This is a genomic window from Halonotius pteroides, assembly GCF_003605635.1.
GTDB classification, from domain to species: domain Archaea; phylum Halobacteriota; class Halobacteria; order Halobacteriales; family Haloferacaceae; genus Halonotius; species Halonotius pteroides.
Genome location: NZ_QMDW01000012.1, coordinates 66,461 through 84,233, shown reverse-complemented (window position 1 = coordinate 84,233; position 17,773 = coordinate 66,461). Strand labels below are relative to the sequence as shown.

Below are 17,773 nucleotides of genomic sequence, written 5' to 3'. Positions count from 1 at the left end.
TACCGATTTAGCCTCCACTATCGGAGACAGTGAACTTCTCAATGTGATCGACTGACAATCCACTCGCTACCTGCCGGCGTTCTGCTGGAAGTGACTCAATGGCTCCGGGCAGCGTGAATCCACCCTCCAGTATGGACGAATAGACCGCTGAGCCATCGTGTAGAATGCCGAAATAGTGGTAGCTGCGTATGATCGCGAGTGCGCCAACAAACCGACGACGCCGAAACTGCTGTGGATGTGTCCCGATGAGCTGTTTTCGGTTCGGTTGCCGTAGCCGAGTAGCCGAGGCAACTCACGCTTTGTTGAGGGTCACACGCTCGGCTTCGATATCCTCGATAAACGCACCCTCGCCGCCGACCGTGTGCGTCTCGCCGTCGGTGTCGATGGTCAGACTCGCCTCGATCGGGAACTGGCTGTTGGTCGGCTCGATGAGACCTTGTGTCACGCCGACGATCCGGCACTCGATATCAACCGGCTCGTTTGTCTCTGTCCACCGGCCTTCGATCCGGGCGGCCAGCGGCGTTTCGGTGCGACACCAGAGTGTCGCCTCGACGACGGCGATTCGGAAGTTTGTCTCTGTCAGTGGCAGGCTGGTCGGCTCGGTGACAGCGACCTCGGTGCCGACCGGCCAGTAGTTGCCGAAAAAAGAGCCGACGATCACCGGGCCGAGTTGCGGATGGGAGAAAACGATCGCCTGCGTGTCGCTGTGGGTCGAGGTCAGCATCTCCGCGGGGGCGACCAACCCGACGCGGTCGTCGGCGGTCACCATCGCCGGCATCGGCTCCCCCCAAATTCGGGTAATACTCGCCACCCCACAGCAGTCGTCGGGTGGCTCGTCAGTCTCGGTGATCAACAGCGTCACCAACACGCCGCGGTCGACGGCGGCTCTGAGTTCGTCGGCGACATCCGAGAGCCGCCCGATCGGAATCGACAGGGTGAGTTCCGACTCGCAGTCGGCGATGAGCCCCTGAATCCGTTTGAGCACGGTTTCCCGGCTTTTGACAACCTCGAACTGGTCGCTTGCGGGTTCGGCTCGCGTGTAACGCGCTTCGAGGGCGGGCTTGATGGCCTCAGCATCGGTAACCAGCTGGTTGACGACCGTTTCGGGTGGGCGCGCGCGAATGCGCGTCGGGACAACGTGATCGTTGACTTCGACGAAGCCGCGATCCGCAAGGGTTTCGCTGACGCTGTAGACGTAGCGTTTGGAGACGCCGGCGACATCGGCGATCGTACTCGCCTTCGCCTCGCCGTGGGCCAACAGCGTGAGGTAGGTGTCGACCTCCTTTTCGGAGAAGCCGAACCGGCGGAGATGCGCCCGAAGGGTGGCGTCGTCCATGCCGGTAGTGGCGGCGGCTCCTACTTAACAGTCAGTGGCTGGTGTGGTCGTCGAATCAGATCGCCAGCCGCTCATGTTGTTACCGGCCGACAGACGACCACGTCGTCAACGACGACATAGTTTCCGGCTCCCTCGTCACGCGGATCATGCCGCTTCCGCAGTGGCGTCCCGGTTCGAAGATCAGTGTCGCCGACGGCGGTCGGCAGACTGACCGTCGCTGGGATCTCACCAAAGTTGACGACGACGAGCAGCCGCTGGTCGCTGTTGTCGCGGGCGTAGGCGACGACGTGCTGTGGCTCGTTGCTGATCTGTAGAGTGTTGTCATCGCTGTCATCGGCAGTGTCTGTCGCCGTGTCGCTGTCAGCGTCGTCACTGCCCGTGTTGTTGTCTACATCCGGGGTCAGCTCCGTCGTCATCGAATCAGTTGTGGTGACGACGCCAACTGAGATGGGGTCGACCCGCCCGTCGTTCAATACCGGATACTCGTCTCGCAGCCGCGACAGCGATCGATGAAACTCGGTCAGCTCGCTATCGCCGTCGTGCCATTTCATCGGGCCGCGGTCGGCGGTCATCCCGCGCTCTTGGCCGTAGTAGAGCAGGGGCGCGCCCGGAAGGGTGAATATCGTCGCCGCCGCCGCTCGCAGGGCTGCCTCGCCGCATTCGCCGAGATACCGGCTTTCGTCGTGGTTTTCGACATACCGGAGGTGGACTGACGAGTTGGGGAATCCCTGCCAGCGCACCGTCTCAAGGGCCTCAAAGATCGCTCTGGCTGGCTCCTCGTCGTTGCCGATCGCCCGCAGTGTTTCGTGGAGGGTGCTGTCGTAATGCATGGTAAACTCGGCTTCGTGGGCCTGTGGATCGTGGGGGATCGTCTCATCGAGCATGAGGAAGTCGGCTGGAACCCGCTCGGCGACCTCCTTCCAGAAGCCATGCGGGACGCCCCAGGCGATGTCACACCGAAACCCATCGACAAGGTCGGCCCACTCGTCGACGACATCGAGCATCCACTCTCGAACCGCCAGCGACTCATAGTTGAGATTTGGAATGCGCGACCAGTTGAAGTAAAATTCCGGGCTCCCGTCGCCGGCCCACGCGATGTCGGTGCTGTCGTCGGCCCGCGGCACCCGGGCGTAGTGGTCGTCGTAGTCGTCGACGCCGGCCGAGTGCAGTTGAAACGCCGGGTGGTCGCGGGAGGTGTGATTGATGACGAGATCAAACACGACCCGAATCCCGGCCTCGTGGCAGCGATCGACCAGTGACTCAAAGTCGGCGCGATCACCCAGATCCGCCGCCGTGCTGAAGTAGTCGGTGATGTGGTAGCCGTGATCGGTCGGGCTGGCGAGGATCGGCGTCAGCCACAGCACGTCGACGCCAAGCGATTCCACATACTCGATCCGGCGTTCGATCTCGGCGAACGTCGTCTGTGGCGTTTCGCCGGCAAACGACCGCACGAAGATCTCATACACCGTCGGCGATTCGGCCCACGTCGGTGGCTCGGTGGGCGATCGAACCTCGAACTCGCCGCCCTTGGTGCGTCGCACGTCGACCGTGTCAGCGATCGAGTGTCGTTCGCCGACGGCGACCGCATGCACCCGGAGTCGGTCGTCGACGGCGTCGGCGGCAACGCGACAGGTTCGCTTATCGGTTTCGATCGCCGCATCCGGGATCGAATCGCGGTCGTCGACGACGAATCGCACCTCCAGTTCGTCGTCGCTAAACTCACTGTCCGGGGCGGCTGTCGGCTCGGCGGTCACAACGACCTGCTCGCTTTCGTCGTCGACGCTCGCCGACAGCGCACAGCGTGGTCGCCCCGGCCCGGGGACGGTCACCGTATCATGGATCTGTCGTCCGAACTCATCGTCGAGACAGAACCCATAATGGTGGGTGCCGGGTGGCAACTCGACTTCGAGCAGAAAGCGGTCGTCAGCGCGTCGCGGTCGATTGGCACCGACGCGGTGGTTGTTGAACGGGCCAACGACCGAGACGCGATCGATTGTCGCCGGCTCGACCGGCAACTCAGCAAACGGCAGCGTTAGCGCCATCTTTTTGCGGGCGTGCGGAAACGCCAGCACGCGCTGGCTGTATGCCCCGTCTGGCCCCGTGAGTTCGAACTGGTAGGTGCCAGGCTGGTCTGGTGTGACGGTGGCGACCGGCTCGTCGCCGACGGTCACCCGACTCCCGGCTGGGGCGTCGATCAGTTGCCACGTGTAGTCAGCCGCGGGCTCGGGGTTCCAAGGGGCCAACTCGACGGTCTCACCGACAGCGGGAAATCGTGGTGGCCCGATATCGTCCATGTGACGTTTCAGGGGGCCGAATCGTCTTGATTGTTGTCGTTTCAAAAAACGTGTGAACAACAAATACACCAAGAATTAAGACGAGCAATCGTCTAACAAGGTGCATGCAACTCCGTGACGCACTTGACGACTACAAGCGGTCGTCAGGTGACAGCACGCTCTTCCCCGGCGAGCGGCGGACGCTCTCCGGGCGGTTTTCGGACGGTGACGGCCGGCTGATACATATCGACGAGGGTGTGATCCGTGACTTTGGCTACCCGCTGTCAGGGCTGACCGGGCTAGAGCGCTCCCGGTTTGGCCTTAGCCTCGGCGACGAGCGGTTTTGGTTCGACGACGATGCCACCTCAACACAGACCTACGTTGAGGACACCGGCCTCGTCAAAACCGTCCACGAGACGCCGATCGGTGAGGTGACCGAACTCGATCTGACGATCGGCAACGCCCACCTGACCCACTTCGAGACGGTCGCCGAACACGCCGAGATCATCGCCTACGTCTCACTGGCTCCCGATGGCCGCCACAGCCGTCTTGGACAGCTCCACCACGAGGATGTCATCGAAGTCTACCACGAGACCGAACACGATTTCCTCGGTAGTTCGACCGGCTTCGCCGGCATCCGCGGGCAGATCCCCGCCTCCTTCGACGATCTGATCTCCGAGGAGCCCACCGAGTACCCCCGCCCACCACACGACGGCCGCTACGCCGAGGATCGTCTCAGCGGCGACCTAGTCTGTTGGCTCCCGCTGGACAACGGCAGCACGACGCTGATCACACTGTTGACCGACTGGGAAGCGACCAACCGCGATGACGCCCTCGATCGGATGGAAACGTTCCGCACCGAGTACACCGATCGGGAAGCCTTCGAGGAGGCGGCCGCGGCGACGGCTCCGCTCGACGACACCGATGACCTCCCGCTGGATGCGTCGGTGTCGGCCGACGTGCGTGTGCTCTCGCTGCTGACGGGCACCACGGGCCTCCGGATGGCCGGGCCGGATTTCGACCCCTATTATCGTCATTCCGGCGGCTACGGCTACACGTGGTTCCGCGACGACGCCGAGATTTCGCTGTTCGTTCTGGACTCGGACAAACATCTCGATCTCGGCTTGGACGACTGGCACGCTCGCAGCGCGCGCGCCTACTGTGAGACCCAACGTGCCGACGGCAGCTGGCCGCACCGCGTCTGGCCCCACAACGGCGCGCTCGCCCCTGGCTGGGCCAACGCGCGGCTTGAAGCCGGCGACGGCGTCGATTATCAAGCCGACCAGACCGGCAGTGTCATCGCCTTCCTGGCGAGCTACTACGAGTCGGGTATCGACGACCCCGATCTTGCGGCCCGCGTCGTCGACACCCTGGACGATGCCGTCGACAGCCTCGATGAAACGTTACTCGATGACGGCCGCCCGATGGTCTGTCAGAACGCCTGGGAGGATTCGATCGGGCGGTTTACCCATACGACCGCGACCTTCTTGGAGGCCTACAGCGCGCTGGCGGCGACCGACCTCCCGATGGCCGATCACGCCCTCGACCAAGCGACCCGGATCTATCACGCGATCGATGACCTCTGGTTGCCCGACCGCGGGCTCTACGCGCTTCGGGAACACGGCGGTGGCGGGCTCGATCGCCGTGCGGATTCGGCGACACTCGGGTTGATCGGTGCGCATCTGACCTACGATACGGTCGCCACCGTCGACGACGACCGACTGGACAAACTCGACTCCCACGTCCACACCATGATCGAAGCCCTGTGGCATGACCCCGACGACAGCGAGATCGCTGGGCTGTACCGCTACGAGGGCGACGGCTGGCGACAGGGCGAACAGGGCCACGAGAAGATCTGGACGGTCTCAACCGGCTGGGGGGCCAACGCCGCTGCGCAACTGGCTGCTTTGCTGGCCGACAACGACGATGACCGTGCGGTCGACGCCGCCTCACGAGCGCGTGAACTGCTGGAACTCGTGACACCGGGCGGCGTGCTCTGTGAGGACACCAGCTATCTCCCCGAGCAGTATTTCGATTCCGGCGAACCCGACAGCGCGACGCCGCTGGGCTGGCCGCACGCGCTGCGGCTGGCAACGGTGTCGCTGATGGACGAACGCGGGATGCTGTATGCGGCGCACAAGGTCGTCGCCGACGATTGATCTCAGTGGTGGCTGGTTCGACAGATTTCCACTAAATACTAAAGCCAGTGAGTGGGGTATATTTGCTAACGATGACCGATGCTGAACCCGACGCCGACGCCGTTGACCGCAAGCGTGAGCGTGCGGTGCGGTTCGCAAACGCCTACATCGACGAACATTACGAACTCTTCGAGACGCTTGCCAAGGAGTAATCGATTCCCGATACGTCAACACCGAGGACGGATATGCCCGACTCACCGACCTCTGAGACCGATATGCCATCCCGCGAGCCACGGTTCGAGGCAGTCGTTCGCTGGGCCGAGTACATCCAGGAGAATCCACCGGGAGTCTGGGGCCCACAGCAGAACGCCGTCGTCAACGCCCAGATCGACAGCGCGGCCGCCGTCGAGGGAGCACCAGAGGATATCGAGCGGATTCGGGCGTTCGCCGATGACGTGCTCGACGACGAGGAGTGAGTCGTAGGCCGGATTCGGCAACCGCTTCTACCCTGGCGTCACGCGGACGATAGCCGTATCACGTGGTTTGACTGTCATCGCAAGCGAGCCACCTGTTTCCCACTCGTTGCCAGTCCAGCAGTCACACACACGATAGCGGTCGGCACCGCCCAGCACGTCGACCGCCGAGACGTGCGTCGAAATCTCACGCTCGGCGTCGCCGCGGTTGTGGAAGGCGACCGCGCCGCCGTCGTATAATCGCTTGCTCCACACTTCGTCGTCGTCGCGTCGATCCGGTGTCCCTTGTATGCCGAGCGGATCCTGATCGATTGCGAGCAGCCGCTCGTTGGTCAGCAACTCGCGGTCGAAATCTGACAGCGACATGAGATCCGCCCCAACCATCAGCGGCGCGGCAAGCAGACACCAGAAGGCGAAATGCGTCCGTCGCTCGGCTTCGGTCAACGGCCGCTGTACATCGACGGCCTCGTGTTCGGACTGTCCCGACTGAGGCCCGTTGCCGATCTGCAGCATATCAGGATCGTTCCACCCGCCGGGGCCATGGGCCGCTGCGGCGTCGATGGCGGCCATCCGGTCGAGTATGTCAGCGATCCCGAGGCCGAACTCGTCGCGGTCGGCTCGCCATTTGGCGACCAGATCGTCGGTCGCCCGCCACAGGTGGCCGCCGACGTTGCGACCCCACTCCCACGGGCGGTTCTGGCCCCACTCGCAGATGCTATAGACGATATCTCGGTCGACACTGGCGAGGGCGTCGCCCATCGCGGCGTAGCGGTCGATGGCGTCCCGACCGCGATGATCGCCGCAGTTGTCGTACTTGAGGTAGTCGACGCCCCACTCGGCGAACTGCTCGGCGTGGAGTCGTTCGTGCCCGAGGCTCGCGGGGTAGTCCTGACAGGTGTGGCTGCCGGCCGAGGAGTAGAGGCCGAATTTGAGCCCGCGGTCGTGGACATAGTCGGCGAGGGCGGCCATCCCGTTTGGAAAATCCGCCGACGGCAGTAGTCGGCCCTCGTTGTCGAGTTCGTCGGCCATCCAGCAGTCGTCGACGACGACATACTCGTAGCCCGCCTCGCGCAGGCCGGTGTCGATGAGAGCGTCGGCTGCGTCGCGGATGTCGCTCTCGGTGACCGCGCAGCTAACCGGGTTCCAAGAGTTCCAACCCAGCGGTGGCGTTGTCGCGAGACCGTCGGTTCGAACCATCAAAAAAGCGGTCAGCGAGCTACCGTTCGTCAAGCGGGACGAACTCCGCGTCGCGGTCGCCGGTGTACTGCGCTCGCGGCCGGATCAGGCGGTTGTCCTCCCACTGCTCTAAGACGTGGGCGATCCAGCCGCCTGAGCGGGCGATCGCGAAGATGGGGGTGTAGAGATCGATCGGGATGCCCATCTGGTAGTAGGTCGTCGCCGAATAGAAGTCCACGTTCGGCGCAAGCCCCTTTGACTCGTTGATATACTCCTCGATGGCGACCGACATCTCGTACCACTTCGTGTCGCCGGCGGCCTCGCCGAGGGCTTCGCTCTTCTCGCCGAGGATCTTCGCGCGGGGGTCTTTGACGTTGTAGACACGGTGGCCGAAGCCGGCGATACGCTCGCCGCGGTCGATGGCGTCTTTCACCCACGGGACGGGATCGAGTTCGTCGTCGTCGATGGCCTGCAGCATGCGCATCACGTCGGCGTTGGCACCGCCATGCAAACTGCCCGACAAGGTGCCGATCGCCGAGGTGACCGCGCTGTGGAGGTCGGCCAGCGTTGAGGCGGTCACCATCGCGGCGAACGTCGAGGCGTTGAGGCCGTGATCGGCGTGGAGAACGAGCGCCATATCGAACGTTTCGGCGAGCACGTCGTCTGGCTCCTCGTTGTTGAGCATATAAAGAAAGTTTGCGGCGTGGCTCAGCTCCCTTCGGGGGGCGACCGGCTCGTTGCCGTTGCGGAGCCGGTTGTAGGCCGCCAGCGCCGTCGGCATCTTCGCCGTGATCCGGCGACTCTTGCGGTTGTTGGCCTCGGTGTCGTTGAACTCGGCGTCGGCGTCGGGATCGTCGGCTGACAGCGCGGAGGTGATCGTCCGAAGCGCGGCCATCGGCTCTTCGCCACTGGTGGCGAGTTCTCGGATGATATCGAGGACGCCATCGTCGAGTTCGCGAGCAGCGGCCATCTGCCGGCTGAACTCGGCGAGTTCGGTCTCGGTCGGCAGTTCGTCGTGCCACAGCAGATACAGCGTCTCCTCGTAGCTGGCCTCGCGGGCGAGCTCCTCGATGGCGTAGCCGCGGTAGATCAACTCGCCGGCGTCACCGTCGATATCGCTCAGATCGGATTCGGCGACGACCACGCCTTCGAGTCCCCGCTGCAGCTCGGTAGACATGTACTCCTCTTCTCAGTAGCCTCAAAAAAGCGTTATCGTTTTCATGGTGGTTACGCGAGTGTAATCCTCCCAGCCGTTGCCGACAAAGATCAGCGGTATTTCAGCCCGGTACCACAGCCGGCAGCAGGCGATCACCGCAGCATCTGGTGGCCTTACGCTGGGAGCACCGCGATCTGTTGTTTCCGATCGATGGCATCCTCCAGTTCCTCGGCGATCGCCGACCCCCGGGAGATCTGGATGTCGCCACCGCTGGACACCGTCGCGGTAAACAGATACTCGTCGTCGGCCCGCACCTCAACGGTTTCGCCGACGTGGCCATCCATCCGGATGACGACGTGCCGGGCGGTGATCTCGGGTTGGACGATCTCGCCGGCCGGTTCGGCCTCAACGCCGCCACCGCTGCCGTTGGTTGCGGCCCCCCCGGCGTCGGGATTGTCCTCGTGGGTGCGGACATCGATATCGATGCCGAGGCGATCCTCGATATCGCTGATCCGGCCGCCGCCCTTCCCGATGACATAGGAGATGTCACTTTCCTCAACGTAGACGATGGCGTTGTTCTGGCCGGTGAGTTCGACGTTGACGTGACCGCGGGCAACCGACCGGATCTCCCGTTCGATCTCCTGTTTGGCGATGCGGTCGACGCCGGTGTCGTTGCCCGCCTCGTCGTCGAGCGGCACGGTGATCACCTGCCGGTTGAACGTGTAGATCTCGTAGGCCGGGGTACCCGTCTCGAAGTCAGCAACCTGAATCACCGGGCGTGCGAGGTCTTCAGCGGTGAGGCCCTCTGGCACCTTCACCTCGGTCGTCACGTCGTAGACGGTATGCACTTCGCCAGCATCAATGTAAACGACGGTATCGACGACCTGCGGGATCATACCAAGTTCGACCCGGCCGACGAGCCGCTGGAGGGCGTCGATCGCGCGGGTGGCGTGAACAACGCCGACCATGCCGACGCCCGCGAGCCGCATATCGGCGAACACGTCGAAATCCCCCGTCTTTCGAACCTCGTCGTAGATGGTGTAGTCGGGACGGACGAGCAGCAGCGAGTCCGCTGTCGTCGCCATGTCGCCGCTGAGGGCGGTGTACTGGGTGATGTCGTCGCCGACCTGTAGATCTCGCGGCTTTTCCATCGTTTTGACAGCGTAGTCGTTGTCGGTGAGGAACTCCGCGACCGCTTGGGCGAACGTCGATTTCCCGGCACCGGGCGACCCGGAGATCAGGACGCCGCGTTCCTGCTCGAGCAGTCGCTCGCGGAGGCGATCATCGAAGGCGTAGTCGTCCAGTGTTGTTTTGGCGATCGGTCGGACGGCTGTAATCTCGATCCCATCCGCAAACGGCGGGCGGGCGACGGCGATCCGGTAATCCTCATACTGGATGATCGTCATTCCGGGTTCGGAAAGCTCAACGAACCCGTCGCTGCTGCTGCGGGCGAGCGACTCGATCTCGTCGGCCCACTCGTCCATCTGGGTTTCGGAGCTGACCGTCTCGTCGATCGTTGTGTAGCTCATGCCGTCGAGCGCGCCGCGTTTGGCCTTTGGCTGGGTGCCGGTTTTGAGATGGACGCTCATCGTCTCGTCGTCAAAGAACTCGATGATCGGCAACTCTCCGCCGGTATCGATTTCCGGTTCGACATACTCCACGTCGATGCCTTTGGCCTTCGCCACCTCAGATTGGACAATATCGCTGGACAGCAGGGTGGCGTCGTTGTCGGCGGCCACATCGCGGATGATCGCGTCGACCTCGCCTTCGTTGGCGGCCGCCTGTTCACCCTCGCTGGCCCGCCGGCCAACATACCGAAGCTCTATCGTTCCTTCATCAGCTAGGGTAGCAAGCCGTTGGAGCTCTTCGAGCCCGCTCCAGCCACTATCGTAGCCAGCGTTGGCCTGTGATTCGAGTTCGCCAACCACGGCTTCCGGGATCAACACTGTCAACCCATCGCTGTCGTCGATTCGCTCGGACACACGACCGTCAATGACCGCGCTCGTGTCCGGCACTAGAGTCATACCAATGTATACTCCGGGCGCACGCATAAGCGTGATGCGTGGCGATGATGACTTTCGCTTGGGCCGGTGGTCACCCACCGTTGGCCTCTCGTCTCAGGCGGCAGTTCTCACCGCTTCAACACTGTGTTATCGCCAGAAGTACCAGAAAAAATACATTAAAATAAATCATAAACAGAAAGCATTAATAATTTACAGCAGCTATCAAAATCAGCAGATGAAAGCGGGTTATGTCCTGTAACTTTGCTTGTATTATCTTAGATGATAATTTGAACGCGATGTTTATATCTATTCTCTCAGTTACCTCTATTAGCGTCAGGCCGTTCCGGGCAGGCGCAAACTACCATGTTCGACACAGAATCCAGAGGTCAGGTGGGGATTGGAACGCTCATCGTGTTCATCGCGATGGTGTTAGTCGCCGCGATCGCCGCGGGCGTTCTGATCAACACTGCCGGCCTCCTACAGGCACAAGCACAGCAAACGGGTGAAGAAACAACCGCCGAGGTCAGTGATGTCATCCAGATCGGTGAGGTCGTTGGTTACTCTAACGATTCTACTGATGACGCTGCAATAACGGAGATCAATGCGTCGCTTCGGTTGGCATCTGGCTCTGACCCAGTTAATGTCAGCCAAGCATCGTACACGGTTTCTAGTCCGAGAGGGATGGCAGGTGTGATTGAAGGGAATAACGACACGAACAGTAACGTAATCACACACTTCCAGAAGCAAGGAATGGAAAGCGACGATGGATCCGTTCTCAAAGATCAGGAAGATCTACTGATCTCACAGATCAATCTCACCAACGCAAGCAGCGTTGATCCGCTCAGAGAATCAGAGCGAATAAAACTCATCATCCAAGCTCCTGCAGGCGGACAGACGTTCACGGAGCTGAAGACACCGCGGAACATCGAAAGCGACTCCAGCTACATCCTCTAACTCGACTGCTATCTCGCTGCTGTTAACGAACCGGCTGTCCGGTTCGGTTTTTTATTCAGTGGTCTCACCGTACTATCTCGTCAACAGTGGAACTTTTACTGCCACCACACCAGTTGAGGTATGACTCGAGAGGCAATCGCCTCGCTTACTACCTCACTCGTCGAGATCCCAAGCCACACCGATGAGACCGCTGCCGGCGATTTCATCGCCAACTGGCTTCGTGACGAAACAGCCGCGACCGTCCGCCGTGACGACGCCGGCAACGTGATCGCCCGCCGCCAGTCAGGTGGCTCGTCACCGACTACTTCCCTCGCGTTCGTCGGCCACCATGATGTCGTCCCACCGGCTGACGACCAACTCGACGCCGACGGTGCGTACCGCATTGAGCGTCGTGATGGCCGACTCTACGGGCGTGGCACCGCCGATATGAAAGGCTCACTGGCGGCCGCGCTGCTGGCCGTTCGGGACGCTGAGCCCGCAACCGAGCTCGTGTTTGCGAGCTTTGCCGGCGAGGAACAGGGTGGGATCGGTGCACAGGCAGCAATAGACGAGGGGTTTGCGCCCGATACCGCCATCGTTACCGAGGGCTCGACCGGCTACTCCGCGGCCGGTGTCACCGATGTTGCGGTCGCCCACAAGGGCCGCCGCGGAAGTACGCTCACCGCCAGCGGCACCGCGGGCCACGCCAGTCGGCCCGACGACGCCGACAACGCGGTCTATCGCGCCTGCGATGCGGTCGATATCGTCCGGTCACTCGATGTCCCCGAAACGACGGTGCTCGGCAACGAGTTCTCCGGGAGCATCGCCGTTACCGAGATTGATGGCGGCTCGGCATGGAACGTGATCCCCGACCAGTGTACGGTGACGGTCGACGAGCGAACCGTGCCCGGCGACCGCGCCGACCTCGCCGCGGCCGAATCGATCGCGGGCATCGAATGGACGGTCGACCAGGATCTCCCGCCGATGGCCTGTGACGACCCGGCGTTTGCCGATCGCGTTCTCACAGCGGCCGACGTCGTGCAATCGGGTGAACCTCAGCAGGTCGTCAAACCACATGCGACCGACGCGGGCTGGCTGGCGAACGCCGGCACTGACTGCGTTGTCTGTGGGGCAGCCGAACCCGGTGAGGCACATACGGCAACCGAGAGCGTCTCGATCGACGCCCTTGAGCGGTGTTACGAGCTGTATCGGCGTGTCGCCGAGACGCCACCGTAGTCAATCGCACCCAGCAGTGCGTTGATACGATCGTAGCCGCAACAGACGGTATGGCAACTGACGCAACACAGACTGAGCCCCCAGCGGCGTATACGGAACTGCTCGATGAGATCACCCGGTACAACGCCGTCGAGAGTGCGACCGAGGTGCTCTCGTGGGATCAACAGGTGATAATGCCCGAGGGCGGAACCCCCGCCCGCTCGACACAGCTGTCGACACTGTCGTCGATCAGCCACGAACTGTTGGTCGACGGCGACGTTGGCAAGCAGCTTGAGGCGCTTGACGACGCATCGCTCACACCCGAACAGCAGGCTGTCGTCCGTGAGGTTCGTCGAAAGTACGTTCGGGCTGCCCGCGTCCCGCGTGATCTCATCGAGGAGGTCTCGACGGCGACCACCGAGGCCCTCGGCGCGTGGGAGTCCGCCCGCGAACACGACGACTTTGCGGAGTTTGCTCCACATCTCGAACGCCTCGTCGAGCTCAAACGCCAGTACGCCGCGCACATCGATCCCGACGCCGACCCCTATGCCGTGTTGTTTGCGGAATACGAGCCGTGTCTGTCGCTCGAAAAGGCAACTGCGATTCTTGATGAACTCAGAGAGACGCTGGTACCCCTGATCGAGGAAATCCGTGCGTCGGACGCCGACCTTGCGACCGATGCTTTTGAGGGCACCTTCGATACCGACACCCAGGAGTCGTTCTCCCGTGAGGTGCTGGAACTGCTTGGCTATGATTTCGACCGTGGCCGGCTCGACACCTCGACGCATCCGTTCACCTCGGGCAACCAGTTTGACGCCCGGATCACCACCCGGTTCGACGAGCACGATCCACTCGGCGCGCTCACCTCGACAATCCACGAGTTCGGCCACGCCTCCTACACGCTTGGGCTGCCAGACGACGACTTCGGCACGCCACTCGGAAACCACCGCGATCTGTCGGTTCACGAGTCCCAATCGCGGCTCTGGGAGAACCATGTCGGCCGTTCGGCGGCGTTTTGGGAGCTGTTGTTGCCGAAGCTGCAAGAGGCGTTCCCACAGACGAGTAACCTGTCGCCGCGCGAGGCCTACGAGGCTGCCAACCAGGTACACGACGAGAATCTCATTCGGGTTGAGGCCGACGAGCTCACCTACCACCTGCATATCATCATCCGATTCACCATCGAACGCGAGCTCATCAACGGCGACCTCGCCGTCGACGACGTACCGGATCGCTGGAACCGACTCTACGAGGAGTATCTCGGGCTCACCCCGCCATCCGACGCGCTTGGGTGCCTCCAGGATATCCACTGGAGTCACGGCAACTTCGGCTACTTCCCGACGTACTCGCTGGGGAGCGTGCTGGCTGCCCAACTGCACGCTGCCGCCGACCGCGAGATCGACGATCTCGACGCGACGATCCGCGATGGCGACTTTGAGCCGCTTGGGGAGTGGCTGCGGACAAATATCCACCAGCACGGTCGGCGATACGAGACCGACGCCTTAGTCGAACACGCGACCGGCGAGCCGTTGGGGGCCGACGCCTTCACCGAGTATGTGACCGACAAATACAGCGCGCTGTACAATCTCTAAGCGGTTTATCCGCTTTGGTCGTTGGCGATCACCCAGTTCGTCCCGCACGCCACAAATACTATATATGTGGTACACGTTACCACGAACCGCAATGTCAAAAGCACAGTCCACGGACGACGAGTTGTTCGACGAGTTTCTCTCAGCAAACGGACACGAAACGGAACCGGCCGGCTGGGACGAGTCGTACAACAAGAAGCAGTGCCCGGAGTGTAGCGGCCTCAACGACCAGACGGCGACGGCCTGCTCTGTCTGTGGCTGGCAGCCCGGCGGATAACTCACTCTTTTTGCCCTGTTGATGGGCGTGAAGCCATGTTGTTTATCACGCCGGGTCACATGTGCGTTCTACAATGAGCACCACGGACGGCACACTCACCCGCTTGTTCGGCGGTCCCGGCAGCGGGAAAACCACCGCCCTTCTTGACCGCGTCGAAACCATCCTCGAAGACGACGACACCGATCCACGCGATATCCTCGTCGTCTCCTACACCCGTGCGGCTGCCGCTGAGATACGAGAACGGCTCGCCGAGCGGCTCGAGACCACACCGCGCGCGCTCAAAGGCAATGTCTGTACGATGCACGCGAAAGCCTACGAGCTGTTGGATCTCTCCCGCGGTGATGTCGTCGGCGAAGACGACAAAGAGGCGTTCTGTGAGGAGTACGGCATCGAGTACGAGGACGAGTACAAAAGCGGCGGTCGCCGCACCGCCCGCTCGACAACCATCGGCAACAAGATCATCGCCACCAGTCAGTGGCTCCAGCGCACCCGCCGAGAGGTCACCGATTGGTACGATGTCCCCTTCCAGTGGAACGTCGAAGAAGTTCGCCTCCCGCCGGATGAAGACCCCAACGCTCAGGAGGGCAACAAGTACACGCCGACGTGGACAGCCGACGACGACCGCATCGATATCCCTGAAGCGATCCGGGCCTGGCGGAACTACAAGGGTGACAACGGGCTGGTCGGCTTTGCCGACATGCTCGAACGCGTCGCCCAGCGGTCGTTGCTCCCGAACGTTGACTATCTCGTTATCGACGAGTTCCAGGATATCACCACGCTGCAGTACGCGGTTTTCGAGGAGTGGAAACCCCACATGCAGCAGGTGTTGATCGCCGGCGACGACGACCAAGTTGTCTACGCTTGGCAGGGTGCCGATCCGAACCTCCTGCTTGACGCCGAGCGTGATGAAGACGAGATTCTGCCGAACTCCTACCGGCTTCCCTCTAACATTCTCACCGTCGTCAATCAGGAGATCCGCCATCTCGACAAACGACAGGAGAAGGATCTCAAACCGCGAAAAGAGGGGGGAACCGTTGAGGCCGTCGAAAACGCCTCGATTCTCGAGCTCGTTCGCAACGTCCGCTACACTGTCGACGCCGAGGAGGGCAGCGTCATGCTGTTGTTCCGCGCGCGGTACCAACTGTTCCAGTTCATCGAGGAGTTTGTTGATGAGGGGATCCCGTTTAAAGCCCTTACTGACCAGCGACTGTGGACCGACCGGCTGACTGACTACGTTCGCGCCATCGAGGCCTTCGATGCCGGCGAGGAGCTCACGCTGTTGCAGGGGCGGCGACTCGCCGATATGCTTCAGGATTCGACGTTTGGCTCCAACGACCGCGAGGAGTTCTATGACTTCCTCGAAGCCAAAGAAGAGGACGCCGAGCTCGATGATCTCGCGGAGATCCCGCTTGCCCCCGACGATGTCGAGGAGTTCGCGCCGTTTATGCCCGACCCTGAGTCGGCCGGCGACATGATGCGGAAGGTTACAAACTTCCAGCGCACCTCCGTCGACGCCTACTTCAACGGCGACTACGCCGGTCTCGATCCGACGACGGTTCGCGTCGGCACGATCCACTCCGCGAAGGGCCGGGAAGCCGATCACGTCTTCGTTGGCACCGATCTCACAGAGAAGGTCGTCGAGCAGATGGCCGCGACCGTCTCCGGTCACGAGGAAACGGCCGACCCGACGACCGTCGACGACGACAAGTTCACCAAACACACCGACCCCGTGCCACTGTTGACCGACAACGAGCGCCGGGTGTTCTACGTCGGGATGAGCCGGGCGCGGGAACGGCTCGTTTTGCTCGAAAATCTGATCGACGGCGCGCCGACGGTTCCGATCAGTGTGCTGTTGCACAACGAGATCCGCGATGAGCCCCCGCAAGAACTGCTTGATGCTGTTGAGGCGGCGGAGCCGGAACCTCCTGAACCCGAGCCGTGAGCCCGCCGGCTGGCCGCTCCACCGCGGTGTGGCCGGTGTCGGAGCCGCCGCAGGCCGGCATTGCCGCGCTTGGTGAGCCACTCGCCGAGCCAGAAGCTGTCGGCTTTGTCCATGTCGCTCGCGGCGATGATCCTGCGCGTCGCTATCTAACCCGAACGCCACCGCCACACCAGGCGGCTGCTGTCGTCTGTATTCCAACCGGCGGTGGCGACCTGCACGCGATCTACTGCGTCTCGACGGCCGACCGCACCCCCGCTGTTGACGATTTTGTTACTCTTGAATCAGCCGACACGACAGCGACCGTCCGCAGCCGCGCGATTGCGACGCGAGAGCCACAGACCCCACCGGGTAGCCACGTTGTGTCGGTGCTTGCCGATCATCTCGACACTCCGGGTGTCGGGACACTCCGAGTGCCGGGGCAGCTCCCCCACGACACCGCGGTTCGCCTCCAGCAGGCCGGTTATCGGCTCTCCTCGACGACGGCACTCACTGACGCTCGCGCCAGCAAAACTCCGGCCGAACGCGACTGTCTCACAGCTGTCCAACGCGGTGCCGCCAACGGGTTGCGGCGAGTACACGAACTACTCGCTGGGAGCAGAGCGACTGACGGTGTCCTCCATCTCGATGGCGACCCGCTTTCGGCCAAACAGATCGAACGCAAGGTCGCTGCTGCCCTCGCCGGCGGTGGCGTCACCCCGGAAACGGTTCGGGTTCGCGCCGCCGACACCGATCTGACTGAGTCGTTGCCGGCCAGCGACGGGATCGTTGTCCACCTCGCTCCCCGGGGGCCACACGGCTATCACGGCCATCTCACCCGTACCGTCGTCGTCGACAGCGACGGTGGCTGGGATCGCCGCGCCTTCGTCGCCGCGAAGGCCGCCCAGACTGCTGTGCGCCACCACTGCGAGCCCGGCGACACCGTTGAGACGGTCGCCGCCGAAGCGACTGCGGAGCTGACAGCCTACGGCTTTCCGCCGCGTTCACGCTCAAACGATGACGCTGGCGACGCTGACACCACCGATGACGCCGGCGGATGGGCCACCGTCCACGGTGTCGGCCTCACGCCGGCCGAAGCGCCGAGTCCTGCCGACGACGGCACTCTGCAGGCAGGGTCGGTTCTTGCTGTCGAAACGGGCGTTGTCGACCCCGAGTACGGGAAGATCCGTCTCGGCTCCCTGATCGATGTGACAGCCGACGGCGGGGAGCGACTCATCGACGCCCCGATTTCACTGACGCCGACTACAGACGAGGACTAATCAGCTGGC

13 protein-coding genes are annotated in these 17,773 nt (G+C 62.5%); 8 read left to right on the top strand and 5 right to left on the bottom strand.

All coding sequences use genetic code 11. The features are described 5' to 3' along the window. Window positions 1–292 precede the first annotated feature (292 nt). Both DP106_RS09805 and DP106_RS09800 read right to left on the bottom strand, forming a co-directional pair. Window positions 293–1,336: a TrmB family transcriptional regulator gene (locus DP106_RS09805; RefSeq protein WP_120084998.1), complete on the bottom strand. Its 1,044-nt coding sequence runs from the start codon at window positions 1,334–1,336 to the stop codon at window positions 293–295. A 71-nt stretch (window positions 1,337–1,407) separates the two neighbouring features. After that, window positions 1,408–3,630: an alpha-amylase family glycosyl hydrolase gene (locus DP106_RS09800; protein ID WP_120084997.1), complete on the bottom strand. Its 2,223-nt coding sequence runs from the start codon at window positions 3,628–3,630 to the stop codon at window positions 1,408–1,410. Between the two features lie 104 nt (window positions 3,631–3,734). On the opposite strand from DP106_RS09800, the gene DP106_RS09795 reads away from it, so the two are divergent. Both DP106_RS09795 and DP106_RS09790 read left to right on the top strand, forming a co-directional pair. Continuing rightward, window positions 3,735–5,768: a glycoside hydrolase family 15 protein gene (locus DP106_RS09795; protein ID WP_120084996.1), complete on the top strand. Its 2,034-nt coding sequence runs from the start codon at window positions 3,735–3,737 to the stop codon at window positions 5,766–5,768. Window positions 5,769–5,992: 224 nt separating this feature from the next. Then, window positions 5,993–6,223, top strand: a complete 231-nt coding sequence (locus DP106_RS09790; protein WP_120084994.1) for a hypothetical protein — start codon at window positions 5,993–5,995, stop codon at window positions 6,221–6,223. Window positions 6,224–6,250: 27 nt separating this feature from the next. Here the strand turns inward: DP106_RS09790 and DP106_RS09785 are convergent, their stop codons facing one another. From DP106_RS09785 to DP106_RS09775, 3 genes are all read right to left on the bottom strand, one after another. Then, window positions 6,251–7,417 carry a glycoside hydrolase family 27 protein gene (locus tag DP106_RS09785; protein WP_120084993.1) on the bottom strand — a complete coding sequence of 389 codons (1,167 nt, stop codon included), beginning with the start codon at window positions 7,415–7,417 and terminating at the stop codon, window positions 6,251–6,253. A 19-nt stretch (window positions 7,418–7,436) separates the two neighbouring features. Continuing rightward, on the bottom strand, window positions 7,437–8,573 hold the full coding sequence (citZ, locus tag DP106_RS09780) for a citrate synthase (protein ID WP_120084991.1): 1,137 nt from the start codon (window positions 8,571–8,573) through the stop codon (window positions 7,437–7,439). A 152-nt stretch (window positions 8,574–8,725) separates the two neighbouring features. Then, window positions 8,726–10,576 (bottom strand): PINc/VapC family ATPase, encoded by a 1,851-nt coding sequence (locus tag DP106_RS09775; protein ID WP_120084990.1) that lies wholly within the window; start codon window positions 10,574–10,576, stop codon window positions 8,726–8,728. Window positions 10,577–10,918: 342 nt separating this feature from the next. On the opposite strand from DP106_RS09775, the gene DP106_RS09765 reads away from it, so the two are divergent. From DP106_RS09765 to DP106_RS09740, 6 genes are all read left to right on the top strand, one after another. Next, window positions 10,919–11,509 (top strand): archaellin/type IV pilin N-terminal domain-containing protein, encoded by a 591-nt coding sequence (locus tag DP106_RS09765; RefSeq protein WP_120084988.1) that lies wholly within the window; start codon window positions 10,919–10,921, stop codon window positions 11,507–11,509. 120 nt (window positions 11,510–11,629) lie between these two features. Continuing rightward, a complete protein-coding gene (locus DP106_RS09760) occupies window positions 11,630–12,724 on the top strand; it encodes a M20 family metallopeptidase (protein ID WP_120084986.1) in 1,095 nt (364 codons plus the stop codon). A gap of 50 nt (window positions 12,725–12,774) precedes the next feature. Continuing rightward, complete coding sequence (locus DP106_RS09755; protein WP_120084985.1) at window positions 12,775–14,292, top strand: carboxypeptidase M32; 1,518 nt, start codon at window positions 12,775–12,777, stop codon at window positions 14,290–14,292. Between the two features lie 91 nt (window positions 14,293–14,383). Next, window positions 14,384–14,566 carry an HVO_0416 family zinc finger protein gene (locus tag DP106_RS09750; RefSeq protein ID WP_120085009.1) on the top strand — a complete coding sequence of 61 codons (183 nt, stop codon included), beginning with the start codon at window positions 14,384–14,386 and terminating at the stop codon, window positions 14,564–14,566. A gap of 73 nt (window positions 14,567–14,639) precedes the next feature. After that, on the top strand, window positions 14,640–16,508 hold the full coding sequence (locus tag DP106_RS09745; protein ID WP_120084984.1) for a UvrD-helicase domain-containing protein: 1,869 nt from the start codon (window positions 14,640–14,642) through the stop codon (window positions 16,506–16,508). Next, complete coding sequence (locus DP106_RS09740) at window positions 16,505–17,764, top strand: M24 family metallopeptidase (protein WP_120084982.1); 1,260 nt, start codon at window positions 16,505–16,507, stop codon at window positions 17,762–17,764. Before DP106_RS09745 ends, DP106_RS09740 begins: the two co-directional genes overlap by 4 nt. Window positions 17,765–17,773 lie beyond the last annotated feature (9 nt).